Below are 26,288 nucleotides of genomic sequence, written 5' to 3' on the forward strand. Positions count from 1 at the left end.
ATCGTGAAAACAGTTCCTTTTTCACGAGTCAGAAAGCGACAGGATGACTTCCGAGACCCCTCGCTCCTATCACTACCAACTCATCGACAGCACCCAATCTGAGGCTGGCAGACTACTCGGGGAGTACACTGAGCACCGCGCCGGCCCACTCTTCACTGTGACCGCTCACGCCCAAACCAAAGGCCGAGGGCGCTTCAATCGCACATGGAATGCGGCGCCAGGAACCTGCTCATTGAGCACCATTGTGGTCCGTATTCCCGGCCCGTTCGCAGCCTCTGCCCCTTGGCTGACTGCCTTAGGGGCAATTGCGGCGGCACAGATTGTGCGGGAAGCTTTTCCTGCCTTAGCTGGCGAAGTCACTTTGAAATGGCCGAATGATTTACAGCTCTCCGGGAAAAAATTCGGAGGCGTGATAGCGACCGCACTAAATCAGATAACAGCGGATACTCCGTGGGTGGATGTGGCTTGCGGGATTGGGGTGAACACGACGATGACGGCGGCACAGTTACCGGTCAGTGCAGCAACCTCCCTGCAAGTCGAACTGGAGAAACGAGGGTTTACTGCCGAGCTCTCTACTGAGCAGCTGAGAGGACAGATTATCGAACGAGTGTTAGTCCTCGTGACGCGCTGGCAAGAGAAGCAATGGGATGCACATGCTAGTGGCCTAGCCGCACAATATCGGCAATCCCTTGACACCCTAGGAAAAACCGTGATCGCGACCGTACTGACCGAAGCCCAGCCGCGCCAGATTACTGGAATCTTGACAGATTTAACTGATTGCGGCCATGCCCTCATTGCCACCACTGCGGGCGAGGAACTGGTTTCCGCGGGTGACGTGACTTTGCGAACCCCACAAAAATTCGTGACTTTTCAGGAGGCGCTGTGAACTATCCGACTTCCGTACTAGTAGCTAATCGGGGAGAAATCGCGGCCCGGATTTTTCGTACCGCCCGCGAACTAGGGGTACGTTCAATCGCGGTCTACGCGGACCCTGACAGGGGCGCTACTTGGACAAAATTGGCTGACGAAGCATACTCGCTTCCCGGCACAACTGCCGCACAAACCTATCTCAACGCGGAGGCAATCTTAGCGCTGGCGCACACGGCTGAAGCCGCTGCCGTTCATCCTGGATACGGTTTCCTCTCCGAGGAACCAGACTTCGCCGATGCTATCCAAGCCGCCGGCATGATCTGGCTAGGCCCCTCTGCGGAAGCAATACGAGCACTTGGAAATAAAAGTGCTGCCCGTGCATTAGCGGAGCAGTTGGGGGTCGGCGTCATTCCCGGCACCACCCAACCCGTGCGAACCCAGGCGGAGCTGATCGAATTCGGAGAAGACGCAGGTTTTCCAATTCTGTTGAAGAACCCCGCCGGCGGGGGCGGCAGAGGAATCCTCGAACTAGCTGACGCTGCAGCGGTTGGCACACTTTGGCGCGACCACGGTTTAGATCCAGACGCCCAGATTCCTCCCACACATCCTTTGAGACAATATTTCGCTGAGAAACGACTAGTCGGTGCGCGACATTTGGAAACCCAATGCTTGCGCGACCAGCACGGCAACTTCTGGTTAGCATCCACCAGAGATTGCTCGGTGCAAAGACGGAATCAAAAACTGATTGAAGAAGCCCCTGCGCCAGCTTTAACCGCTGAAACGGAAGCTACCTTGGCGGAGTGGTCCGAGGCGTTATTCACCGCGGTTAACTACCAGGGGGCTGGGACCTGCGAATTCTTAATAGACGCAGACAACCGACCATACTTTCTAGAGGTGAACCCTCGTCTCCAAGTGGAGCACACGGTGACAGAAGAAGTCACCGGAACTGATCTGGTAGCTTTACAGCTAGCAATTGCCGGCGGTGGTGATCTTACTCAGCTGGCACCCCTTGCCGACACCCCACGGGGACACTCCTTGCAGATGCGAATCACCAGTGAAGACCCAGCCCGGCAGCTTCTGCCCACGGCCGGAACTCTGACTGAGATTGAATGGCCCAAAGGCCCCGGAATCCGTATCGATGCCGCCCTGGCCCCAAACGAGGAAATCCCGGTGGCTTTTGATTCAATGATTGCGAAAATTATTGTCACCGCACCGACCCGAGAGCAACTGATCGCGCGGGCCCGCAGAGCCCTCGGAGAGCTCCGAATTGGAGGTGTTCCCAGTTGTGCGCCCCTCTATGAGCAGGTCCTCAACAGCCCCGAGTTCACGGACCCGGAAGGCGGCAAAGTCCACACGCGCTGGTTGGAAGAACAACACCTCGTCCGCCTCGAGAGCCAAACTGTGGCAACTGCGCCAGTGCCGCCCTCAACCGGCTCCGGAGGTACCGGCGGCGCCCACCCAGAATGGGCAGCCGAGTTCGAAATAGAACTAGATGGCCAGCGACGACGGCTCCGCCTTCCCCAAGAATTACTCACACAGTTAGGTAATGGCAGCACAGAGCGCGCAGCCCCAGCGCAGCTACGAAGACGCCCCCGACGGGAAGGAGTAGCCGCAGCCACTACAAACAGTAACCAGGTGATGTCACCGATGCAGGCGACAGTGGTCCGGGTTGCCGTCACAGAAGGCGACCATGTATCCGCCGGAGAGCTAGTCATCGTGGTGGAAGCCATGAAAATGGAGCAACCCCTAGCTGCTCCCGTGAACGGCACCGTCACCACCATCACAGTAGGGGTGGGGGATTCCGTCTCACCCTATCAGCTCCTGGTCACAATCAACCCCGACACTGAAAAGGACCCCTCATGAGTCCCAAGATTCCAAATCTTTTAGACTTCGCTAAAGATACCGCGAAACGTCTGACTACGGGATTCTCTACCCGCCCCGCACAAACGCGGAGCACATATCTCAGTCATGTGGAAAGCCTCCACCGCAAAGCTGAAGAACGCGCCCAAGCTACTCAGCACAAAAAAGGCAAAAAAACCGCGCGCGAGCGCATCCATGCCCTAGTAGACGAGGGCTCCTTCCAAGAGATTCAGCGCTTCGCGGGTGGAAACATTGATGAAGATTACCTCGGCTCCGGCGTCATCACTGGGTTCGCAGAGATTTCCGGCCGAGCCGTCGCCATCATCGCGCAAGATTTTTCCGTGCAGGGAGGCACCCTCGGCGAGGTAGAAGGCAGCAAAATGCTTCACCTCATGGACCAGGCCATAGACTTACGGATCCCCATCATTTCCCTCCTCGATTCTGGGGGTGCCCGCATCCAAGAAGGAGTCGCAGCCTTAGCACAATATGGTCAAATCTTTAAGAAAACCAGCGAAGCCTCAGGTCTAATCCCCCAGATTTCCATCATCGTGGGCCCTTGCGCGGGAGGCGCCGTATACGGGCCCGCTCTCACCGACTTCGTGATTATGACCAAAGACTCCTCTTTCATGTTCGTTACCGGACCAGAAGTAGTCAAAGCTGTCACCGGTGAGCAAGTCACCTCCGCAGACCTCGGCGGGGCAGTATTACATTCTGCCACTACCGGAGTTGCCCACTATCTGGCAGAAGATGAAGAAGACGCCCTCGATTACGCGCGCAGCTTGCTCTCCTACCTGCCCAGTTCAGCGGAAGAAGATGCTCCTACCTTCGCCTATCAAACCAATCCCGAAGATGATTCGCGTGCCGCCCAAGTCGCTGACCTCGTCCCGGTCAATAGCAAACAGCCCTACGATATGGTTGAAGTGATTGAACACCTAGTTGACCACGGGGAATTCCTCCAAATTCAAGAACTTTTCGCGGCCAATGTGATTACCGGATTCGCCGCCTTTCAAGGACGAAGCGTGGGAATCGTCGCGAACCAATCTTTGGTTGACGCCGGCACCCTAGACGTGAATGCTTCCGAAAAAGCCTCCCGTTTCGTCCAATTTTGCAATGCTTTCAACATCCCCGTCGTAACCCTCGTGGATGTTCCCGGCTACCGTCCCGGCACTGAACAAGAACGTGCCGGGATTATCCGACGTGGTGCCAAAATGATTACCGCCTACGCGACCGCCACCGTGCCCCTAGTCACCATTATTGTACGCAAAGCCTACGGGGGAGCCTACATCGTGATGGGCTCCAAAGCTATGGGAGCTGACTTCAACTTTGCTTGGCCCGGCGCCGAAATCGCCGTAATGGGTTCCGAGGGGGCAGTAAATATCGTCTACCGGAAAGAGCTCAAACAACTCCAAGCAGACGGAGATGACGTCACTGCCGCCCGGCAAAGACTAGAAGAAATCTACTCCACACAGGCAGTTAACCCAAACCTTTCCCTACAGATTGGGGCTCTCGATGGACTCATCTCTCCAGAGCAAACCCGCCCCACCATTATCTCTGCCTTGAAACTTACCCAAGCGAAACGGCGGCCGCAAAAAATCTATCGACATAGCACCAACCCGCCGCTCTAAACAAAACCGATTTAAAAGGATTACCATGACTTCAGCTTTAACCTCCGCGCCCGTCACCCTCGTCTTCTCAGGTCAAGCTTCAGACTGGAAAGAAGAACTCCGCGAAAGCATCACAGACGGCACCAACCTACGTCTCAAAGCCTTACTACAGCAGGCAAAAGCACGAATAGCGGCAGTCGCCGCTCCAGTCACGATGGCAGTCCCAGCCGCCCCTGAACGGCTCCTTGCTCTGTTGTCTGAAGAGCCTGCCCCCAGCTCCGAATTGGATCGTACCGGGGCCGTGTCAGTGCCAGCTATCCTGCTCAGCCAGATTGCCGCCCTCTGGCAGTTAGAAGCAGCCGGATTACCAGTCTCCCTGCCGCCCACCCTCGGGCATTCACAGGGCCTGCTCGGGGCGCGGGCCGCCAGTCTGATAGATGATGAAGAAAAACTCGTGGACCTGCTGGCTTTTGCGCTCCTGCTCGGAGCAGCCGCCAGCGTCCAAGTTAGAGAACTGGGAGGTTCTCCCTTTGCTTCCCGCCTACTGTCAGTACGTGGACTATGTGACGACGCGATTAACGCCGCTTTGGAAAAGCTTCCTTCGGACAGCCAAGGAGTCGCACAGGTAGCACTAAAGAATGGCCCACAGGCCTTCGTTTTCTCCGGGCAGCCCCAATCACTCGCATTGCTGCGACAGCAGCTCACCCTCGGCGTGCAAGAACACAACGCGGCAATCGAAGCCAAATTGACAGGCGGGACGACCATTAACCCACGTTGGGATGAGCTTCCCGTAGCGGTTCCCTTCCATCATCCCGTTTTACAACCGGCAGTGGAGCTAACCATGGCTTGGGCGAAAGTTTGTGGGCTGACTGGAGTTAAGCTCAAAGAACTAGCAACCCAGATTCTAGTGACCCCTCAAGACTGGCCACAGGCTGTTCAGACCGCAACAAAGAAACACCCACATCTCCTCATGGTAGGGCCGGGCAGCAGTCTAGCGCGACTGACTCAGAAGCTGGTAGCCGGCACCCCAGCAGTCGTGATCGATGCCGGTAGCGTCAGGAAGCGCGATGAACTCGCAAGAATCGGCGCTAAGTTCCCCAAGGCTACCGACTGGTCACGGCACGTCCCCAAGCTGTTAACTCTTCCCAGCGGGGAAACCGTGGTGGAAACCGCTTTCACCCGGCTCACCGGCAACTCCCCCATCCTCTTAGCAGGGATGACACCCACAACCGTTGATCCTCAGATAGTGGCAGCGGCAGCCAACGCCGGATTCTGGGCAGAAATGGCAGGAGGCGGACAATACTCCGCAGAAGTATTTACCGCACACAAGAACGGTCTAGTAGAACAGTTGGAACCGGGTCGCGCAGCACAATTTAACTCCATGTATTTTGACCGTTTCATGTGGAACCTTCAGTTTGGAGTACAAAAAATTGTTTCAAAAGCTCGCTCCGCAGGCGCTCCCATCAACGGCGTGACCATCTCAGCAGGCATCCCCGAAGTTGCAGAAGCTAGCGACCTCATTGCCTCCTTAAAGGCAGAGGGATTCCCCTATATCTGCTTTAAACCAGGCACGGTCGAGCAGATCCGCTCGGTTCTACAAATCGCCGACGCGAATCCCCACACCCCCCTCGTCATGCAGGTAGAAGACGGGCACGCCGGCGGACACCATTCATGGGTGGACCTTGATGATCTTCTCAGCGACACCTATGCGGATATTCGCACCCGAGAAAACGTTATCCTCTGCGTGGGTGGTGGTATTGGCACGCCCGAGCGTGCCGCCGACTATATTTCCGGACAATGGTCGCTTCGGCACGGTCTACCGCTCATGCCAGTAGATGGAATCCTCGTCGGAACCGCTGCGATGACGGTAAAAGAAGCAAAAACTTCTCCGCAAGTCAAGCAGCTGCTCAAAGCTACTCCGGGCGTAAAACTCAACGATCAGGGAGGCTGGGTCGGACGTGGCAAATCGCGGGGAGGGGTCACCTCTGGACTCTCCCACCTGCACGCGGACATGTACGAGGTCGATAACGCTTCCGCAGCCTGTTCTCGGTTGCTCGCCGAAGTCGGCTCCGAGATGAGCACAATCAACGCCCGGAGAACAGAAATTATTGCCGCTCTAAACCGCACCGCTAAGCCCTTCTTCGGGGAAGTCAAAGAAATGACTTACCAGCAGTGGGCACAAAGAGTCCTCACCCTCTCCTTCCCCTGGGGCGACCCCACTTGGCAGGACCGATTCTGGGATCTACTACAACGAATTGAAGCGCGGCTCCATGAAGTCGACCACGGCCCGATCTCCACCCTTTTCCCCACCTTGGAAGCGGTAAGTGACGGTCCCGCCGCCTTGGCACTACTACTGGAAAATTATCCGCAGGCAGCCACTACCCCTGTCACTGCAACCGACGCTGCCTGGTTCGTAGGCTGGTGCCGTAAACACCACAAACCCATGCCTTTCGTTCCCGTGATTGACGCTGATCTCTCCCGGTGGTGGGGTTTAGACACACTTTGGCAGTCACAGGATGAACGCTACGATGCCGACACCGTCCGGGTTATTCCAGGACCGGTTTCGGTTGGCGGAATTGACCGCGTAGATGAGCCAGTCGCAGAACTCTTAGGCCGTTTTGAAGCGGCGTGCGTGGCGCGTCTAAAAGCCGAAGGAATAACCCCACAAAAGCGCTTCGCAAGGCTGGGTTCCACCACCGAAATTAGCGAATATTTGCGTACGGTACCACATTTAGTCTGGAATGGGCATCTCATCGATAATCCGGCCCGTACTCTTTCCGCAGAGGCCTGTCGACTTCGTGAGACCGAAGCTGGGTGGGAGCTGGCTATCATTGCCGACACCTACTGGGATGATCTGCCTGAACCACAGCCTTACACGGTTCGTGAAGTCACTATCCCACTCGACCTGCCTGCTTCAGTCTCCACCGGCGCGGTCCCCACTGTCAGTCACGATCGACTCCCCGTCGCAGTTTACGACTTATTGGCTGGCGTTGCAGGGATTGGCTCCGTCAATGTTGCTGGGGACAAACTCACTCAGCTACCCCAGGTTCATCCCGACCCCAAAACCCCTTTCGGGGTCGTGAAAGACCGAATCACCGTTACTAAAAATATCTGGGCTAGCCACCTATCCGCCACCGGAGCAGTACTGTCTGAAACAGAAGCTGGAGAAGAGTTAGAACTACCCGCAGCTTTAGCTGACGCCTTAGTTGGCCCCTGCTGGCCAGCCATTTATGCTGCCTTAGGCTCAGCTCATTTAGCTGATGGCTACCCCGTCATTGAAGGTCTTTTGAACGCGGTCCATTTGGATCACTGTATCGATTTAGAGGTCCCCTTAACGCAACTAGTACACCAGCATTTGTTGCTAGACGTGACCGCGCAAACGCAGCTTCTTGAAGAATCCGCTTCGGGACGGATTGTGACGGTAAACTTAGAACTCTTCGCCGATGGCACCCGAATCGCCCGCCTGATTGAAAGATTCGCAATTCGCGGCCGGATCACCACTACCGAAGCCGCCTCAACAGTTGCTGGTTTCGGCGGACAAGGCCGAAGGATTGAGATGACTCCACGCGCTTTTACCCGCCGTGTCACAGTTTCAGCACCTTCGGATATGACTCCGTTCGCAATAGCCTCTGGGGATTACAACCCGATCCACACCTCCACTAATGCGGCCGCACTGGTCGGCCTAGACGCGCCCCTAGTCCATGGAATGTGGCTGTCGGCAGTCGCTCAAACAGTACTGTGTGGCGGCACTGAGACAGGCGCTCCGCGACAGCTTCACGGCTGGACCTACTCTATGTACGGCATGGTACAGCTCAATGACGAAATCGAAATTCTAGTTGAGCGAATCGGTCGCACCACTGGTAGTGAGGACGCCTACGAGGTGACTTGCCGAATTGGAGAAAAAGTAGTTTCTCGGGGGCAAGCTGTCCTCGCTCCTCTACGCACCGCCTACGTCTACCCCGGACAGGGAATCCAGCAGGTCGGAATGGGGGCTAAGGACCGGCAAAAATCAGCCTCGGTACGGAATGTCTGGGAAAGAGCTGATCAGCACACCCGCCGCCAACACGGTTTCTCAATCATTCAAGTTGTGGACCAAAATCCCACCGAGTTGCGCGTCAATGGGCAACTGCTGCGCCACCCTGACGGGGTTATGAATCTGACACAGTTCACGCAGGTGGCTTTAGCGGTCGTCGCGTACGGGCAAACCATGCGCTTGCAAGAATCGCATGCCCTCGTGCCGAATTCTGTATATGCGGGGCACTCCCTCGGTGAATACACGGCATTGGCATCAGGAGCCGGAATTTTCGATCTCGAAGCAGTTATTGACGTGGTCTATTCACGCGGATCCGCCATGCACGCGCTGGTCGAACGCGACAGCGAAGGTCGTTCCAACTATCGCTTGGGGGCTCTGCGACCCAACCAGTGCGGAATCTCTGCCACTGAAGTGGAAAACTATGTTGAGACCCTCGCACAAGAAACCGGCGAGTTTCTCCAAATCGTGAACTTCAACCTAGAGGGTCAACAGTATGCGGTAGCCGGCACGGTAGCCGGCCTTGCGGCACTCGCTGAAGATGCTTCACGAAAAGCTCAAGCCCACGGCGGGAAGCGCCCCTTCATGCTGATTCCCGGCATCGATGTGCCTTTCCATTCACGTGCATTGCGTGCCGGAGTGCCCGCTTTCGCCCAAAAATTGGATGAGCTGCTGCCCTCTGAATTGGATTATCAAACCCTTGTTAATCGCTATATTCCAAACCTAGTCGCCCGCCCCTTTGAACTGAGTAGAGACTTCGCTGAGGCAATCTGCGCAGAAGTCCCCTCCTCAGTTTTGGAAGAGCTACTAGCCGACGGCAATCAGTTTGAACAGTTAGTAGCAAACTCTCCCGGAGCGGCCGCACGAATCCTGGTGATTGAGCTACTCTCATGGCAATTCGCTTCCCCGGTGCGCTGGATTGAAACCCAGGCACTACTCTTCACCGATAAATCACGAGGCGGATTAGGGATTGAGGAAGTAGTTGAAGTTGGTCTGGCCCAAGCTCCCACCTTAGCGAATCTGGCTGCGAAAACCCTCAAACTACCGCAATTTAGCCAAGCTCATATTCAAGTGAAGAATGTGGAACGTGACGAGGCCGCAGTTTATGCTACCGATACCACCCCGATTCCACCACGCGTTTCCACAGTTTTAGAGGAAACTCAAAACGAGGCTTCCGATCTAGATACCGAGCCAGCCTGGGAGACGCCCTCGGAGCCTCAATCGGAGCAAGCTAACCCCACCAATATTCCTAACACCCCGTCAAATAACGAGCCACTACCAGAACTGACCTTTGGCCCTAGCGAAGCACTGCTCACCCTATTTGCACTACAAACTAAACTCTTACCCGATCAGATCACCCCCATTGATACAACAGACAGTCTGACGAACGGGGTCTCTTCCCGACGTAACCAGCTGCTGATGGATATGAGCACAGAGCTAGGAGTCGCCAGTATTGACGGTGCTTCCGAAGCTGATCTAGCGACTTTGCAAACTCGAGTAGAGATTGCCGCCCCCGGATACGCCCCCTATGGCCCGGTGCTCGCTGACGTCATGAGAGCACGCTTGCGTACTATATTGGCTGGAGCTGGCCTGAAAGCTAACGAAGTCGCAGAACGAGTCACCGGCACTTGGGGCCTTCCCAGCTCTTGGATTGCCCCTGTCGAGGTGGCTCTGGTTCTGGGCACCCGTGAAGGTGAATCAGTGCGTGGCGGTAACCTCAACACTTTGGGGGCAGCCACGGCTAGTTCGCAAAAACAGGCACATGAACTCATTGATGCAGCCATCCAAGCCACCGCGCAAAGAGCCCAGGTTTCGGTAACTTTACCTCAAGCTGGAAGTAGCGGAGGGGGCGGCGTAGTAGATTCTGCGGCCCTGTCAGCCTACGCGGCATCCGTCACGGGCCCTTCCGGGGTACTAGCGCAAACCGCGCGTCTGATTCTCAGCCAGTTAGGTTTAACTAATGAGGCTGCACCAGCTTTAGCAGAAAACGACACTGATTTAGTTAATGCAGTGGAAGCTGAACTGGGACCGGACTGGCTAAAATCTGTCCAACCCGTATTTGATCCTCGCCAAGCCGTCCTCTTTGATGATCGTTGGGCCAGCGCTCGGGAAGAATTAGCCCGAGCAGCAACCCAATCCCAAGCAGTCAAGCCAGCTCGATTCACCGGCGCGGGAGAAACCGTTGCTCGGCAAGCTAGGTGGTGGGCCGAGCAGCTCACGGACGACGCTATCGCAAATTCTTTCCGCAAGGCAGCTGAAGCAGCTCTCACCAGTACAAACGGAATCTATCAAGATGAGATTGCCCTGGTCACGGGCGCGGCACCCGGTTCGATTGCTACCGCCCTAGTGGAGCGGCTCTTAGCTGGCGGCGCGCTGGTAATAATGACGGCCTCTCGCGTGAATCCGGCACGTATAGATTTTGCCCGTAAACTCTATGCGGAACATGCCGCAGCTGGGGCGGCTTTATGGTTGGTGCCCGCAAATCTTTCCTCCTATCGGGACGTGGATGACCTCATCGACTGGATTGCGTCCGCACAGGTCGAAACAAAAGGTGACGCCACCACAATTATTAAACCTGCACTGACCCCGACCCTAGCTTTCCCCTTTGCGGCTGGGCCAGTCTCAGGCTCGGTTGCCGATGCGGGAGGGAAAGCTGAAGCGCAGAGTCGTCTCTTGCTCTGGAGCGTGGAGCGGATGATTGCCCGCCTTTCCGAAACTGCGGAAGCTGCTTCTGCGGATGCCCGAGTCCATGTGGTTTTACCTGGCTCACCCAATCGTGGCACCTTCGGAGGTGACGGCGCCTACGGCGAGGTCAAGGCCGCTTTTGATGCGATTTGCAACAAGTGGTCAGTCGAAGCGGGCTGGCCTGAGACTATCACTTTAGCCCACCCGCAAATTGGTTGGGTTGCGGGAACGCACCTAATGGGCGGCAATGACGCCCTAGTGCCGGCAGCCCGCGCAGCCGGCATCGAAGTATTCACTCCGTCTGAGATTTCTACAAAACTCCTTTCTCTATGCTCCCCCGAGGCGCGCAAGCAGGCACAAGAGGGACCGCTGAAGCTAGATTTGAGCGGTGGACTGGCTACCTCTCAGATTTCACTTCCGAATCTGGCTGCCCAGGTGACGGCCGAGGGATCGCTGAGTTCTCCGACCTCTACGGTGGGGGAATCCGCACCGGTAGGTGCAGCGACTGGGGCGCTTGTTCCGCCAGCCACCATTGGGGCGCTACCTTCGCCACGACAGTGTGAGATCGCCACTGGCACAAGGTTGCGTGAAGTTACTGCCGACCTTTCTGAATTGGTCGTGATTGTTGGAACCGGCGAGGTTTCGGCATGGGGTTCAGGACGCACGCGAAGCGAAGCAGAATACGGCCTTAGCCGTGACGGAAGCGTCGATCTGACTGCTGCGGGCGTATTGGAACTGGCGTGGATGATGAATCTAGTCCACTGGTCTGAAGATCCTGCTCCAGGCTGGTACGATCAGTCCGGTACGCCAGTACCGGAAGCAGAGATCTTTGATCGCTATCGCGACGAGGTGGTAGCTCGCTGCGGGATCCGCACCCTCGTAGATGATTCAAATTTGGTAGAGCAGGGGTCAATTGACGTTGCCACCGTCTACCTTGACCGCGATATTGAGTTCTCTGTCGCCAGCGAAGCTGAGGCACGTGATTACCTGCTAGCTGACCCGGCCTCTACCAAAATTCGCGCTGGCGACGACGGTGAATGGCTAGTCACGAAAGCGGCCGGCGCAATCACCAGAGTACCTAAGAAAGCAACCTTGAGCAGGACTGTAGGTGGCCAGCTACCCACCGATTTTGATCCGGCACGCTGGGGAATTTCTGCCGCATTGCTGGATGGTTTGGACCGGATTGCGGTGTGGAATCTGGTCACTTCCGTGGATGCTTTCCTCTCCTCCGGTTTTACTCCTGCGGAACTCCTACAAGCGATTCACCCCACCGAGGTAGCCTGCACTCAAGGTACCGGGATTGGCGGAATGGAATCCTTGCGCAAGGTATTCTTGGACCGTTTCTTAGGTGAGGAGCGACCGCAAGATATTTTACAAGAAGCCCTCCCGAATGTAGTGGCAGCGCACGTTATGCAGTCCTATGTGGGCGGTTATGGGGCGATGATTCACCCGGTAGCTGCCTGTGCTACCGCTGCTGTGTCAGTGGAAGAAGGGGTAGATAAGATTCGAGTCGGGAAAGCACAATTTGTGGTGGCCGGCGGCATTGATGACTTGGGTGTTGAATCTCTGACCGGCTTCGGGGACATGAACGCAACCGCAAATTCTGCAGAAATGGCCGCTAAGGGAATTCCAGAACGCTTCTTCTCCCGCGCCAATGACCGGCGCAGGGGTGGCTTCGTGGAAGCTGCCGGTGGTGGCACTGTACTGTTGGCACGCGGTGATGTAGCGGCCCAGATGGGTCTGCCTGTCCTCGCAGTAGTCGCTCATGCGCAATCTTACGCGGATGGTTCTCACACTTCGATTCCAGCACCCGGGATTGGGGCTTTAGCGGCAGCTCGGGGTGGCCAGGCTTCGACTTTGGCACGTTCTTTGCAAGGTCTAGGTTTGACTGCAGACGACGTACGGGTGGTTTCAAAACATGACACTTCTACGAATGCAAATGATCCTAATGAAACTGAGCTGCATGCGCGCCTGTGGGGCGCGTTGGGACGCCAGCCGGGTAATCCTCTGTTTGTGGTTTCACAGAAGACTGTGACCGGTCACGCAAAGGGTGGTGCGGCACTATTCCAGATTGCTGGTTTAACTGAGATTATGCGCAATGGTAGGATTCCAGGGAACTTGGCGTTGGATTGTGTGGCCCCTGAGATTGCCGCCTCAGGCGGAGATTTCGTGTGGCTGCGCGAACCACTCGAGCTGGGTGCGGGGAAGATCAAAGCAGCTGTCCTTTCCTCCCTTGGATTCGGGCATGTTTCAGCAGTGATTGTGTTGGCGCACCCGGATTGTTTCGTGGCGGCGCTAGAGGCAGCGGGCGGCAGCGCGACCGAGTGGCGTGATCGTGCTAATCAGCGACTGCAGGCCGGGGTGCAACGTCTTGAGGGTGGCATGGTTGGTGCCGCAAAACTGTTTGAGCCAACCTCGCAGCGTCGTCTTCCTACGGAAGGCGCACATGAGTCTGAGATAGCCATGCTGCTGGATGATGAGGTTCGCTTGGGGGCGGAAGGGTTCTTTCCACGGGCAGATTCATGAGCAGCATCGCGATTGGCTCTAGGCCAAGATTTTCCAGCACCTTTGTTACGGCCCCACCTCTTCCGAAGGGTTACAGCCCGTGCGCAGTAGGCTTCGATTTGGTGGAAATACCCGGTTTTTCAACACAGTTAGAGGAACCGGGGAGCCATTTCAAAAACCTGTTTTCGTCTGCTGAGCGCCGCTATTGCGAGAGGAGCAGTAACCCCGCGGCTGCCTATGCAGCACGCTGGGCTGCCCGCGAAGCCTTCTTCAAGGCTTGGTCAAGTACCCAATTCGGCTGCCCCCCATCATTGGCGGACGATCCTCGGTTATTCGCGCAGGTTGAAGTGATCTCAGATGCTTGGTCACGTCCGAACTTACGTTTGCGGGACGAAGTTTCTGAAGTTTTCTCAGCCACTCTGCCCGGGGCGCATTCCTTTCTGTCACTCAGCCATGACGGAGACTATGCGGCTGCGGTGGTGATGCTGGCTTCACTTTAACCGCTCAACCAAGATTTGTTCAATATTTTTAAGGAGCTTTCATGTTTCAAACCTCTCGCCCGGAAACTTCCGTGGCAATTCCTCCTCTGTCTTCATTTGCGCCCCGGTTTCCCGTTCTCTTGGAGAAACTCTCCGACACCCGCTTGAATACTTTCTCACTGGCATTGGTGGGAGCGGCTCTGTTGGGGATTTCCGCTCAGTTAAGTTGGAATATTGGGGTGGTACCGATTACCGGCCAGACCTTCGTAGTGATGGTGTTGGGGGTGGCTCTGGGTGCTAAACGTGCAGCGGCTACCGTCCTGTTTTATCTTTTCGCGGGTTTAGCTGGAATGCCTTGGTTCGCTAACTTCGCCGGTGGACCGTTGATGGTGTTGCGCCCAAGCTTTGGCTACCTGCTGGGCTTTGTGGCGGCGGCAGCGTTAGTGGGTTGGTTTTCTGAACGAGGGTGGGATCGCTACAGTGGCAAGGCCTTATTAATGTACTGCTCAGCGTCTCTATTGATTTACGCTTTTGGAGTGCCCTATTTGGCGCTGGTGCTACATTTCTCTGGAGCTGATGTCTCCGCGGTCGCAATCTGGTGGATCGGAGCAGGAGTTTTTGTGCCGGGCGACGCTGTGAAATGTGTTTTGGCAGCTGTGCTTTCACCGGCGGCTTGGTCGCTGGTGGCCAGATTCTCTCGGTAATAGTTTTGGGCCCAGCGAAGTCGCTGGGCCCAAAACTATGAAACGCAAGTTTACTTGGAGTACATGCGAAGCATCCAAGCCTTCTTTTCCAGCTCACGTGCGGTTGCAATCAGCAGGTCAGCACTCAACGGGTCAGAGGCATCAATCTGCTTGATGTACTTCTTCATGGTGTCAGCGGTCTGTGCTAGGGCGGCCTCAATCAGCTTGTAGCCGTCGGGAACGTCAATGACACCCTCGGGCATCGGCTGCAAGGTGGTGGTACTAGACACGGTGGCGGAACGACCATCGGAGACCAACCCGATAGCGGCCAGGCGCTCTGCGAACTCGTCCAAATCGGTACGTGCCTCATCAACAACGCCGTCTAGGAACTCGTGTAGGGACTGGAAGCCAGCGCCCTGGATGTTCCAGTGAGCCTGCTTAGCCTGCAAGGATAGTTCGGTCAGGTCAACTAGACCCTGCTGCAATGCTTCTTTAACTAGATTCTCAGACATAATCTTCACCTCTTCTCCCCAATCTTTTTGGGGCTCTAAATATATGAACAATTTCATCCTAGACATATTCCCGACAGAATGAAAGGCGACACGGAAAGACCTCCCGCATAATTGGGACTTTTCCGCATCATAGCAACGATTCTGCCCAAAAAGAATTAGGGTTAACTTAGTGCTTTGCATAAGGTAAGCTAAAAGGCTAAGTTTTGCCTTACCCAGCCAGATTTTTGGCATCTAAACGAAGCTTTGTAAACTAGCAGACATGACTGCTACTCCCTCATCTTTCATTCCTATCAACTCTGCTGGTGGAGCCGGACGATATGCACCCTCGCCTACTGGGGATTTGCATCTGGGGAACCTGCGCACCGCAGTGATCGCCTGGTCTTTAGCCCATTTGAGCGGGCGAGACTTTAAGCTGCGGGTAGAGAATCTGGACCGCGTTCGGGCCGGCAGCGCAGATGGGCAGTTAGCTGATTTAGCGGCGCTGGGCCTGGCTTGGGACCAGCCGGTGGTCTATCAAGATTCAAGGATTGCCGTCTATGAGGATGCGATTGAGCAGCTATCACAGCAGGGGTTGGTCTATGAGTGTTACTGCTCCCGGAAGGATATTCGCGAGGCCACTTCGGCCCCTCATATTTTGCCGGGCACCTATCCGGGCACCTGTCGTAATTTAACCGATGAGGAACGGGCTACCCGACGTGTCGTGCTTTCCGAGCAGGGCCGCTCCCCTTCCTTACGCCTGCGCAGTGAAGTGAGTGAGTTTACTGTGCAGGACCAGTTCGCGGGTGCTTTCACCGGCCCGGTGGATGACGTGGTGATTCGCCGCGGGGATGGCGTCATAGCGTACAACCTAGCTGTGGTCATTGATGATGCCTTCCAAGGAATTGATCAGGTCTGCCGCGGTGATGATTTACTTTCCTCTTCTCCGCGTCAGGCTTATCTGGCTAGCCTTTTGGGGCTGCCACCGGTGACTTACGCGCATGTCCCCCTCGTCCTGAACCCTGCCGGAGAGCGCCTGGCGAAACGTGATGGCGCCGTCTCTATGCGTGACTTGGCAGGGCTGGGCTGGGGTGCAGACCAGGTTTTGGCGTGGATTGCGAGCAGTTTGGGTGTCGAGGGTGCCGAGGGCGCCACAGGCTTGACTCTCCCTGAGGTGGCCCGTCAGATTTCTTGGGAAACGGTTAATAACGGTCCCGTGATTTTTGATCCGCCCCAGTTAGCTCACGCATGATTGTAAAGTTGGTGTGACCGTGCCGAAGCAAAACAGCCATCAGAGCTTGGATTTAGTGTGGGAGGAAGCGGCGGTGGGCGGTGCGGATTCTTTCCGCCTACGTTCGGCGGCCCTACTCATTCATGCTCAACAGATCTTATTGGTTCATAATTTGGTGCACGATTTCTACTACACGGTGGGCGGCGCCGTCCGTCATGGGGAAAGTAGTTTGGAAGCGGTGGCGCGGGAGGTACGGGAAGAAACTGGGCTCACGCTTCGCCACTCTCGTTTAGTTTTCCTTTATGAAGTCTTTTATCAAGATCAGCTATCAGAGTCGGATTTGCGCTGCCATGAGATTAACTTGTTCTATTTGCATGAGTTGACCCAAGAGGAACGCACTCGAGTAGACGCGAAGATTCATGAAACCAAGTCTGGGTCTGAGCGTGGATTGGATTTACCTTCCGGTGAGACCTTAGAATGGCTGGATTTTGCTGCTCTCTCAGATAAGGTAGTCTTCCCTAGTTTTCTTCCTGATCGTCTGCTCCGGCCTCTTCCTGAACAGTTTGAACATGTGGTGGAAGGAGCGAACTAAAAGCAGCGCACAGATAAAACGCCGGCGGGAACACTGCTATGCATTCCCGCCGGCGTTTTATTTGGCGTCTGCTCAGAGACTATGAGCTAGCTCAGTCGCGAGCCTTTTCACGCATCTCCCAGGTCTCAATGATGTCGCCTTCCTTGATGTCCTTTGCGCCCAGACCGATACCACATTCGAAGCCCTCCCGGACCTCAGTGACATCGTCCTTTTCGCGACGCAAGGATTCTATCTTCAAGTTCTCCGCAACAACTACGCCATCGCGCACCAACCGAGCATGGCTGTTACGGCGAATGGTGCCACTACGAACAATCGAGCCGGCAATGTTGCCGAACTTGGAGGAGCGGAATACCTGACGGATTTCCGCGGTACCTAGAGCGACTTCCTCATAGATTGGCTTGAGCATACCCTTCATCGCGTTCTCTACGTCTTCAATCGCAGAGTAGATGACAGAGTAGTACTTGATTTCTACGCCTTCGCGGTCAGCCATTTCACCGACACGCTCAGCGGGCCTAACGTTGAAGCCCAAAATGATGGCGTTATCCACGGTAGCCAGGTTGACATCGTTTTGGGTAATCGCGCCAACACCGCGGTGAATGATTCGCAACTGAACTTCTTCGCCCACATCAATCTTATTGAGGGAGTCTTCCAAAGCTTCCACAGCACCGGAGACGTCACCCTTAATAATCAGGTTCAAGGTGTCAACCTTGCCCTGCTTGAGAGCCTCATCGAAGTCTTCCAAGCTGATACGCTTGCGACGCTTCGCCAGCTGGGCAGCACGCTCAGCTGCGGCACGCTTGTCAGCAATCTGACGTGCGGTGCGATCATCTGGTGCAATCAGGAAGGAATCGCCTGCGCGTGGCACTGAGGTCAGACCCAGTACCTGCACGGGACGGGCCGGTCCTGCCTCTGTGACGGACTTGCCGTGCTCATCGAACATGGCGCGGACGCGGCCGTAGGCTTGTCCTGCCACCATGGCGTCACCGACTCGCAAGGTACCGCGCTCCACGAGGGCGGTCACAACCGAGCCTCGCCCCTTATCGAGGTTGGCTTCAATCGCTACGCCGCGGGCGTCACTGTCGGGGTTAGCCTTCAGTTCTAGCTCCGCGTCAGCGGTCAATAGGACTGCTTCCAGTAGCTTGTCGATATTCATGCGTTCCTTAGCAGAAACGTCAACAAACATTACGTCGCCACCGTATTCTTCAGCCACCAAGTTGTATTCGGTTAGCTGTGCCCTGATCTTGTCAGGGTTCGAATCCGGCTTATCCACCTTGTTTACCGCAACCACAATCGGCACATTCGCCGACTGTGCGTGGTTGATAGCTTCCACGGTCTGGGGCATAACGCCGTCATCTGCCGCAACCACCAAAATGGCAATATCGGTGACCTTCGCACCACGGGCACGCATAGCTGTGAAGGCTTCGTGACCGGGCGTATCAATGAAGGTGATGGCGCGGGAGTCGCCCTCGTGGGCAACCCGCACCTGGTATGCACCAATATGCTGGGTGATACCACCGGATTCTCCGGCAACTACGTCGGTGTGACGGATTGCGTCCAGCAGTTTAGTTTTACCGTGGTCGACGTGACCCATGACGGTAACTACCGGAGGACGGCTCTGCAACTCAGAGTCATCGGTTTCGAGCTCTTCAGCTTCGAGGTCGATGTCGAAGGATTCGAGGAGTTCACGATCCTCATCCTCTGGGGAAACAATCTGCACATCGTAACCTAGTTCTATACCGAGGGCCTCGAAAGTTTCCTGGTCAAGGGACTGAGTGGCGGTAGCCATCTCACCGAGAGACATCAGTACGGTAACCAATGCTGCGGGGTTGACGTTAATCTTTTCCGCAAAATCAGCTAGCGAGGCACCAGAACGAATCCGCAACGGAGTGGATCCGTCGCCACGGGGAACCTTGACGCCGCCGATGAGCGGAGCATTTTGCTCTTCAAACTCTGCCTTGCGTGCGCGTTTCGACTTCTTGCCTCGACGCGGGCCACCACTGCGACCAAAAGCACCTTGCGTGGAGCCACGTCCACCGCGACCGGCAAAGCCGCCGCGAGGACCGCCACCGGGGCCGTTCTGTCCACCGCCGGGACCGCCACCGAAGCCACCACGACCACGGCCGCCTCCGGGGCGGCCCTTACCTGCGGGGGCGTCACCGGCGCGTGCCTGCGGGGACTGTCCAGGCATCATATTCGGATTCGGACGAGGTCCAGATCCACGACGCTCTTCTCCGGCTGCAGCAGGATTGCCACCGCGTGCACCAGCGGGACGAGCACTAGGTCGACCCTGGCCCTGTCCGGGCCGTCCACCGGGACGACCCTGGCCGGAACGGCCTCCGGGACGCGGCATACCCTGATTCTGGGCGAAAGGATTGTTGCCTGGGCGCGGGCCCGGACGGGGCCCGCCAGTGCCTCCGGGTCGAGGCATCCCCTGCGACTGCGCGAAGGGGTTATTACCTGGGCGAGGCGCAGCCTCACCGGGCGTGGGAGACTTCGGCTTTGACACTGGCTTAGGTGTTGCTTTAGGAGCCTTAGCAGGCTTCGGGGTCGCCGAAGGTGCGGCCGGAGCCGGCTTCTTCGGGGCGCTTTCAGCCTTATTTCCAGGCTTACTCTCGGGCTTCTTCTCAGCCTTAGCCGCAGGTTTGGGGGTCTGCGCACTCGGCTTAGGAGCGCGCTTAGGTTTGGGAGCGGCTTTCGGTACTTCACCGGTGCCGGCTTCGGCCTGCTTAGCTGAGCTGGCAGGGGCCGGTTTCTTTTCGCTCTTCTTTGCATCTGAGCTCTTAGCCCCTACAATATCGCGCATCCGGCGCGCTACTGGGGCTTCAATGCTTGAGGACGCAGACTTGACGAATTCGCCATTGTCTTTTAATACTTGAAGCAGTTCTTTACTGCTAATTCCGAGCTCTTTCGCGAGCTCGTGGACACGCAACTTGGCCACGTTTCTCCTGTTCTGGAATCCATCCCAAAACAGGATGGATGATTAATATTGCTGGCAGCTCATCGCTGGGTACTCATCGGGTGCCCATCAGCTTCCAACCCGCTTTCATCTGCTACGCAGCGGCCCGCACTTTGCGAACCGGAAGGAGTTCCTAAAATCTCTTCAAAAACTCCGGCCCGAACTTCCAACTGTGATAGTCGAAATGCTCTCAAGAAGGCTCTTTGCTTCTCGGCCTTGGCGACACATTCAAGGCGAGGATGTATCCACGCTCCCCGACCCGGTAGTGTCCGCTTTCGATCTACGATTAGTACACCATCATGGACAACCAGTCTAAGCAGTCGGCTAACGCCATCTGCCTGCCGACAGCCCACACACATCCGTGCGGGCATGCCACTAGCTAGGGCTATGTCACTACTCATACTACTGCCTTCACCTTGAAAATGCCTATTTTCGAGGGAAAACTCACGTCTTCAGATTCGGCGTTTCGGATCAGCGACGCCAGCTCAGTTGCTTTCGGACTCTTCTGCCGACTGATCATCTGCACCCAGATTCTCAGTATCGGCGTGGATATCGATCTTCCAGCCGGTCAGACGGGCCGCTAGGCGAGCATTCTGTCCTTCTTTACCGATCGCCAAAGAAAGCTGGAAATCCGGCACGACGACGCGGGCAATCTGCTCCTTCGCGTCAACGATTTCGATGGAAGATACCTTGGCAGGAGAAAGCGCATTGGGAATATAAACGGCGGGATCTGTGGAGAAATCCACAATATCAATCTTTTCACCGTTCAGTTCATTCATCACCGCACGCACACGCTGACCCATTGGGCCAATACATGAGCCCTTAGCGTTCACACCTTTCGTAGCGGAACGAACCGCAATCTTAGAGCGGTGTCCGGCCTCACGGGCGACGGATTCAATAATCACGTCACCGTTTTCAATCTCAGGAACTTCGCGAGCGAAGACGCCCTTGACCAAGCCAGGGTGGGTGCGAGACAGCAGAATACGCGGGCCACGTTCAGTGCGAGCCACTTCCACCACATAGGCGCGTACCCAATCCCCGTGGCGCAGTTTCTCTCCTGGCACCTGCTCAGATTCGGGGAGAACAGCTTCAAAATCACCGATGTCTACCTTCAACACGCGCGGGTCACGCCCCTGCTGGATGATGCCAGAGACGACTGTGCCTGCCTTGTCTTTGAAAGCACCGAGGACCTCATCATCCTCGGCCTCACGCAAACGCTGCACGATAACGGAGCGAGCCGTCGCGGTAGCGATCCGGCCGAAACCATTCGGGGTGTCGTCGAACTCGCCAATCACGGTGCCATCTTCATCAATTTCGCTTGCCATTACAGCGATTGCGCCGGTTTTTGGATCAATCTCCACACGCGCGTCACGGATAGCGCCAGGCATATTGTGGTAAGCCTTCAAGAGAGCTACCTTGATGGCGTCCAGCAGAGTGTCCATGGAAACACCCTTCTCGGATTCAACCATCCGCAAGGCCTGCATATCGATTTCCATAATCACTCCTCCGTTTGCGACAAATCGACCCGACTACGGGCCGACAGAATAGATTCTAACGGTATCTGCCGTTCCTTGCCTGAAGCTTCGACAGTAATCTGGGTATCTGTTACCTCAATTAGTCGACCGGATACTCTACCTTCGGTTTTTGTCTTTATTTTGACCAGTCGCCCAAGGGTTCTCCGGTAGTGCCGCGGAGTAATCAGTTCTCGTTCTGCTCCGGGTGTACCGACCTCCAGAGTGTAGGCGGTAGGAAGCGGATCTAATTCGTCCATCTCCTGAGAAATCAGGCGGCTGGCCGTCTCAACGAGAGTCCCAGGAACCGAGCCGGGTCCATCGATTTTATCGACATCAACAATCACTAGCGGGTTCTTACCCTTGGTAATGGTAAGTTTCTCCACCATCAGTTCAAGCTCAGCAAGAGACTGGTTTAGGTGCTGAGTGATATCCTCCACACTCTTTTTCAAAATTCCCTCCTCGGTTCTGTACCAAATATTGTACCCGTGAGATAATCAAAGGGTGTTATCAAACTTAGTGCCGTTCAATATTTTCCCCTCTCCGCGTTCAGATCAGCGGGAGAATGACCCCTTGCCACCTCAGGGACGGCGAGGACGAGGACGCCTCGCCACCCTGCCGTTAATGACGGGTCTGACGGTACTTGCATTGTCTTTATCCGGTTGCTCAACTCTTCGGTTTGAGACCAGTGGCGACCCGCTCACCCAGTTGGGACGCAATACGCAGATTCGTGAAGTAGTGGTGCGTACGGGCGTGCAATTGAATCAAAACTGTGCGGAGGTGACCTCTGCTTTGCCGCCAGAACAGGCCGGCCCAGCACAAAGGACCTGCGGGAATCTCTCTAGTGTGGTGCAGCAGCTGGGCGGAATCTGGGAAGGTAACTTGGAGAAGCCAGAGAATGAGCGGCTTCGTGACCCGCAACTGCCCAAGGACTCTCCAACGGCAGTAGCGATGAGCATGATGGAGGCGGCTGCAGCCGACCGTGATTTAGCTTTGGTGGCTTCGTATTCTCCGCTGGCAACGAACCTCAAGATTCAGCAGTGGCGCCTGCAGCTGATAGCCAGCCAGTTCGCTTCAGCAGCTGGCATCAACGCGGTTCCCCTCCCTGACTTGGGCAAAGGAAAGCCGGTTGATTACCAGACACTACTGCCGGTTCACGATAAGGCGCGCGAACTGACTGAAGCTCAGCTTCCCATCTCCTCCCCCTACGTAACTTCCCCAGAGACTTCACCTGAAAGCCCTGCTGCGGGCTATCTAACCTACCTGCAGGTACGCGATGACGCCCGGGAGCTTGCCCGAGATACCGACCCCAAGCCTGAGCTGGTCAGCGTTGATGAACAAATGCAGTTCCTGCATCAAAGCTGGTGGACGCTACAGACTTTGTTAGCCCGAAAAGATAAGCCGAGTGCTCAGGCTTTAGCTGCTTTAGATAAGCAGCTTAAACTGCTGGAAGAGCGGATTGACAAACTGGAAGCTGAGGGCGCTCAGATGGAGCTCACGCTCTCTTATCCGCTCCCTGAAGCGTTAGCAGGGACTGAAGGTACCGATGGGCAAATAGCCTATGTTCTGCGTTCCCTGGCAGCATTTGATCTCAAGCAGTTTGGGGCGACCCCAGTGAAGGAGATGGAACTGCGAACACAGAGAGCCGCAGATTTCGACCAAGCGATTGCGACTGCGGTAGCACTGGGGAAAGGAGCTGTGATTCTTGACTCACTAGCTCCAGCAGTCAAGTAACTCCCCCGCATAATCAGAAACACAAATAAAGCCTCGGGCAACTGCCCGAGGCTTTAATCTGCTCCCGCGGCAGGACTCGAACCTGCAACCGTCCGATTATCGGTCTAAAACGCGCGTTTTGCGTTTGGCGGCTTAGACTTGACCATGGTTAATACATGGAAAACTGTTCTTGGTCGGTACGTAGTTCACTTGCAATCTCTAGGACGGTCTAAGGGCACTATTCGCCTCCATGCTCATTACATCAAGCAGTTTGCCCGCCATGCTCCAGCTCCCGCGTTAATGACGGTGGAGGCCATCGAGCACACCCTCGCTAATCCTGAGTGGTCGCCTGAGACACGTAAAAGTGCTAGAAGCGTGGCAGTAGTGTTTTTCGGGTGGACGTTCAGACAAGGCATTACGAGAGATGTAGCGGGGCACTTAGATACTGTGAGGGTGCCTCAGGGTGTACCGCGTCCCGCGCCGGATAATATCACTGAGCGGGCTTTGAATCGTGCGCCGTTGCGTACTAGGCAGATGATTCTGTTAGCTAGGTACGGCGGCTTGCGCTGCTGTGAGATAGCGGTGGTGCACGGCGATGATTGGGACGGCCAAATGCTACTTGTCCATGGTAAGGGTGGTAAACGGCGGCTGGTGCCGATTTTGGACGAAAGACTCACTACTACGCTGGATTTACTGGAAGAGTTCCTATTTCCGGGAAAGATTGACGGCCATCTTTCCGCGGATCGAGTGAATCGGATTATCTCTAACGCTTTGCCGGGTAAATGGACGGCTCATACTCTCAGACACCGTTATGCGACGGCCGCTTATGCTGGGACTAGAGACTTATTAGCGGTTGGCAAGTTGCTAGGGCACTCAAGGCCGGAGACTACCCAAAGATATGTGTTAGAGCCTCAAGACGCGCTATTAAACGCGGCGAGAGCGGCGAGAGCGGCGAGCGCCTAGACTAACTGATACCTGATTGCCGCTTGACGCGCGGGCGGTTGGCTTGCCATTCGTCGATTGTTTCGGGCAGCCACACTGACATGTCACGACCTTTTTGCGCAGATATCACGGCGTCAGGGGGTGGGAGCATGCCTTTTTGGATATACCCTGAGATAGTATTTACGGACAAGCCGAGTCGTCGCGCTACTGCCGCTGCGGCTAGATATCTAGTTGGCATTCTTCTGTCCTACCACGAGGGCGGCAACCATAATCGCGGTCATGAGGGATAGCGTACCTGCCGCGAGGTATGAGTCTTGCCTATAGGCGATAGCTGCGGCGAGAGCGGCCCCTGTTGCTGAGAGTCCTAGTGCGAGTTTTTTCATGGCTAACTCCTGTTGAAAAGTGCGGAGAGGACCCCGACCCCTCGTGTGAGGGGTCGGGGCTTCCCGGCTTCAGCTACTTCTTTGACATTTTGTCTTTGATGTAGTCAACAAGCTGTAAGCTTGCTAGAATGGAGCCAGGAAGAGCAATGATGATCGACAGAATCAACATTATCTTTCCTTTCCGTTACCCCCCGGCCTACCCGGGGGGTTTTATTGTTTCCGGGTTTCCCCTTCAACAGTTACTATTATACCCACACTATAGATTGATAGCAACCTATAGAGTGAGTGGCGTGTCACATGCCCGCTTTGCGTAGCCTAGCGGCATGATCTTCATTTATTCCGCCTTGACTGCTGATGTGATTGGCTAGGTCGCGGCGAATTTCTCCGATTTGATGGCCTTGTGCTCGTTGCATGTCCTCAATCCGATTTAGCGAATCTTTCACACTTGAGCCGTGATTAGGCTCAATAGAAGCAGTTACAGTACCTAGCTGATTCACCGCCTTATTACTGTTATTCGCAGCACGGTTGGAAAGGACCACGGCCACGGCCGAGAGGAACATTCCGACGCCTGAGATTAATTCAGGGAGAGTACTAGACATCACCGGATAGATCACCATCCCTTGGTGTGTGAGCGGCGGCCGTAGCTGTACCAAGAACGGATGCGGCCAGCGCAATCCAGAGCGGCGCGGTCTGCTGATCTAGCACACCGTAGACGATCAGCAAAGGCACTACAGCAGTAATGACGGAATAGGCCCATCTACGAATGTTGGGGGTTAGCCAGGAGAGGGGCTGCGGTGATGGAGCGTGATTATGGCTCTGAGAGCGTTTTGGAAACTTCATAAGATCATCTCCTGTTAATGATTCGTTGGACTTCGTTGCGGCGATTCCCAAGAATGGCGCTGCGAGCGGGGTCGTTCCCGAATACTCCTAGCTTGGTCAGGCGCACTAGCTCACTTGTGGAAGAGTCGCGGGCAAGCCGGTAAAGGTAAGTGACTCGCGCTTGGACTGCGTCATATTGGGCTCCCAGCTTGGCGCGGCGCGTAGCGCCGTCCCCAAATTCCCCGGCCCACACCCGGAGAGCAAGGCTCTTCACATCTGCGGCAGGCGGTTTGAGTGCCGGCTTTGCGGCCGGCTTAACAGCTGGCTTAGGGTCTGGCAGCGAGATTTGATTCGAGCCATACCCTACAACGTAGCGCGGGGATCGGGTAGCGTATTTTACCTGGCCGCCAGATCTGCCGTTTACACTACCGGTGTTGCCATCTAAGGTGACGATTCGTCCGCGGTTCCAGCCTACGAAAATGCCGACGTGGTCAATGCGTTTGCCGCCAAAACTGAAGTAGACAGAATCGCCACGTTTAAGGCCACTCGCGCCATTATGCCATCGACCTTTTTGTTTATACCAGTTAGCGCCGCTTGGCGTATAGGCATGCTTAGGGACTACAGTTCCGAGGATACCCGCGACTGAGGCCCAGTAGCTAAGTGCCATCGCGCACCAGTATCCATTCATTCCATACCAGGTGTTGAATTTAGAATGGGTCGAGGATGAAGAATATCCAACGTCTGCTTTAGCGACGTTCAGCAGTTTATCTCCGGCGTTCATTCTGCAGTCTCCTTATCATCTAGTTCAGGAAGGATGTCACTTAGTTCCTGGTCTTCAGGAAATTCAGTTCCTGCGTCTGAGTCTTCATTAACCAGTTCATCCTGAGCGGTGGGATCTTCCACCGTGAGGTTTTCTTGTTCCATTACTTTCTTCTCC

The 26,288-nt window shown here is 55.6% G+C and carries 21 protein-coding genes; 10 read left to right on the forward strand and 11 right to left on the reverse strand.

Features of this window, described 5'->3' with window-relative positions; genetic code table 11:
* The first annotated feature begins 43 nt into the window (after positions 1–43).
* From BM477_RS04695 to BM477_RS04720, 6 genes are read left to right on the forward strand one after another with little or no spacing between them, the layout of a single operon-like run.
* Positions 44–886, forward strand: coding sequence for a biotin--[acetyl-CoA-carboxylase] ligase (locus BM477_RS04695; RefSeq protein ID WP_075361518.1), 843 nt, complete (start codon positions 44–46; stop codon positions 884–886).
* Positions 883–2,733 carry an acetyl/propionyl/methylcrotonyl-CoA carboxylase subunit alpha gene (locus BM477_RS04700; protein ID WP_075361519.1) on the forward strand — a complete coding sequence of 617 codons (1,851 nt, stop codon included), beginning with the start codon at positions 883–885 and terminating at the stop codon, positions 2,731–2,733. Before BM477_RS04695 ends, BM477_RS04700 begins: the two co-directional genes overlap by 4 nt.
* Positions 2,730–4,355, forward strand: coding sequence for an acyl-CoA carboxylase subunit beta (locus BM477_RS04705; RefSeq protein ID WP_084543722.1), 1,626 nt, complete (start codon positions 2,730–2,732; stop codon positions 4,353–4,355). Before BM477_RS04700 ends, BM477_RS04705 begins: the two co-directional genes overlap by 4 nt.
* 25 nt (positions 4,356–4,380) lie before the next feature.
* Positions 4,381–13,575, forward strand: a complete 9,195-nt coding sequence (locus BM477_RS04710; RefSeq protein ID WP_075361520.1) for a type I polyketide synthase — start codon at positions 4,381–4,383, stop codon at positions 13,573–13,575.
* Positions 13,572–14,054: a holo-ACP synthase AcpS gene (gene acpS / locus BM477_RS04715; RefSeq protein ID WP_084543723.1), complete on the forward strand. Its 483-nt coding sequence runs from the start codon at positions 13,572–13,574 to the stop codon at positions 14,052–14,054. Before BM477_RS04710 ends, acpS begins: the two co-directional genes overlap by 4 nt.
* Before the next feature lie 41 nt (positions 14,055–14,095).
* A complete protein-coding gene (locus BM477_RS04720; protein ID WP_084543724.1) occupies positions 14,096–14,737 on the forward strand; it encodes a biotin transporter BioY in 642 nt (213 codons plus the stop codon).
* Positions 14,738–14,787: 50 nt separating this feature from the next.
* Here the strand turns inward: BM477_RS04720 and BM477_RS04725 are convergent, their stop codons facing one another.
* Positions 14,788–15,228 (reverse strand): Dps family protein, encoded by a 441-nt coding sequence (locus tag BM477_RS04725; RefSeq protein WP_075361521.1) that lies wholly within the window; start codon positions 15,226–15,228, stop codon positions 14,788–14,790.
* Between the two features lie 259 nt (positions 15,229–15,487).
* Between BM477_RS04725 and gluQRS the strand changes: the two genes are divergently transcribed.
* Positions 15,488–16,456 (forward strand): tRNA glutamyl-Q(34) synthetase GluQRS, encoded by a 969-nt coding sequence (gluQRS, locus tag BM477_RS04730; RefSeq protein WP_075361522.1) that lies wholly within the window; start codon positions 15,488–15,490, stop codon positions 16,454–16,456.
* Between the two features lie 19 nt (positions 16,457–16,475).
* A complete protein-coding gene (locus BM477_RS04735; protein WP_075361523.1) occupies positions 16,476–17,027 on the forward strand; it encodes an NUDIX hydrolase in 552 nt (183 codons plus the stop codon).
* 91 nt (positions 17,028–17,118) lie between these two features.
* Here BM477_RS04735 and infB read toward each other — a convergent pair whose 3' ends face one another.
* The 4 genes from infB to BM477_RS04755 form a co-directional block, all read right to left on the reverse strand.
* A complete protein-coding gene (gene infB / locus BM477_RS04740; RefSeq protein ID WP_075361524.1) occupies positions 17,119–19,965 on the reverse strand; it encodes a translation initiation factor IF-2 in 2,847 nt (948 codons plus the stop codon).
* 59 nt (positions 19,966–20,024) lie between these two features.
* Positions 20,025–20,384, reverse strand: coding sequence for a YlxR family protein (locus BM477_RS04745; RefSeq protein ID WP_084543726.1), 360 nt, complete (start codon positions 20,382–20,384; stop codon positions 20,025–20,027).
* 84 nt (positions 20,385–20,468) lie between these two features.
* Entirely contained in the window at positions 20,469–21,479 is a 1,011-nt protein-coding gene (nusA, locus tag BM477_RS04750) for a transcription termination factor NusA (protein ID WP_075361525.1), read from the reverse strand.
* A gap of 2 nt (positions 21,480–21,481) precedes the next feature.
* Positions 21,482–21,946: a ribosome maturation factor RimP gene (locus BM477_RS04755; RefSeq protein ID WP_084543727.1), complete on the reverse strand. Its 465-nt coding sequence runs from the start codon at positions 21,944–21,946 to the stop codon at positions 21,482–21,484.
* A gap of 67 nt (positions 21,947–22,013) precedes the next feature.
* On the opposite strand from BM477_RS04755, the gene BM477_RS04760 reads away from it, so the two are divergent.
* Together BM477_RS04760 and BM477_RS04765 are read left to right on the forward strand one after the other, a co-directional pair.
* Positions 22,014–23,228 (forward strand): hypothetical protein, encoded by a 1,215-nt coding sequence (locus BM477_RS04760; protein WP_158024359.1) that lies wholly within the window; start codon positions 22,014–22,016, stop codon positions 23,226–23,228.
* Positions 23,229–23,417: 189 nt separating this feature from the next.
* Positions 23,418–24,170 (forward strand): tyrosine-type recombinase/integrase, encoded by a 753-nt coding sequence (locus BM477_RS04765; RefSeq protein ID WP_187337397.1) that lies wholly within the window; start codon positions 23,418–23,420, stop codon positions 24,168–24,170.
* 1 nt (position 24,171) lies between these two features.
* Here BM477_RS04765 and BM477_RS04770 read toward each other — a convergent pair whose 3' ends face one another.
* From BM477_RS04770 to BM477_RS08360, 6 genes are all read right to left on the reverse strand, one after another.
* Positions 24,172–24,387 carry a helix-turn-helix transcriptional regulator gene (locus BM477_RS04770; protein ID WP_075361528.1) on the reverse strand — a complete coding sequence of 72 codons (216 nt, stop codon included), beginning with the start codon at positions 24,385–24,387 and terminating at the stop codon, positions 24,172–24,174.
* The gene (locus BM477_RS08355) at positions 24,377–24,532 is read right to left on the reverse strand and encodes a hypothetical protein (protein ID WP_158024361.1); all 156 of its coding nucleotides are present in this window, start codon (positions 24,530–24,532) and stop codon (positions 24,377–24,379) included. Before BM477_RS08355 ends, BM477_RS04770 begins: the two co-directional genes overlap by 11 nt.
* A 293-nt stretch (positions 24,533–24,825) precedes the next feature.
* Positions 24,826–25,131, reverse strand: a complete 306-nt coding sequence (locus BM477_RS04775) for a hypothetical protein (protein WP_075361529.1) — start codon at positions 25,129–25,131, stop codon at positions 24,826–24,828.
* Complete coding sequence (locus BM477_RS04780; protein ID WP_075361530.1) at positions 25,124–25,372, reverse strand: phage holin; 249 nt, start codon at positions 25,370–25,372, stop codon at positions 25,124–25,126. The genes BM477_RS04775 and BM477_RS04780 overlap by 8 nt, the downstream gene beginning before the upstream one ends.
* 4 nt (positions 25,373–25,376) lie before the next feature.
* Entirely contained in the window at positions 25,377–26,132 is a 756-nt protein-coding gene (locus BM477_RS04785; protein ID WP_075361531.1) for a hypothetical protein, read from the reverse strand.
* Positions 26,129–26,275, reverse strand: coding sequence for a hypothetical protein (locus BM477_RS08360; protein ID WP_158024363.1), 147 nt, complete (start codon positions 26,273–26,275; stop codon positions 26,129–26,131). Before BM477_RS08360 ends, BM477_RS04785 begins: the two co-directional genes overlap by 4 nt.
* Between the last annotated feature and the right edge of the window lie 13 nt (positions 26,276–26,288).

It is taken from the genome of Boudabousia marimammalium (assembly GCF_001936115.1).
Classification (GTDB): domain Bacteria; phylum Actinomycetota; class Actinomycetes; order Actinomycetales; family Actinomycetaceae; genus Boudabousia; species Boudabousia marimammalium.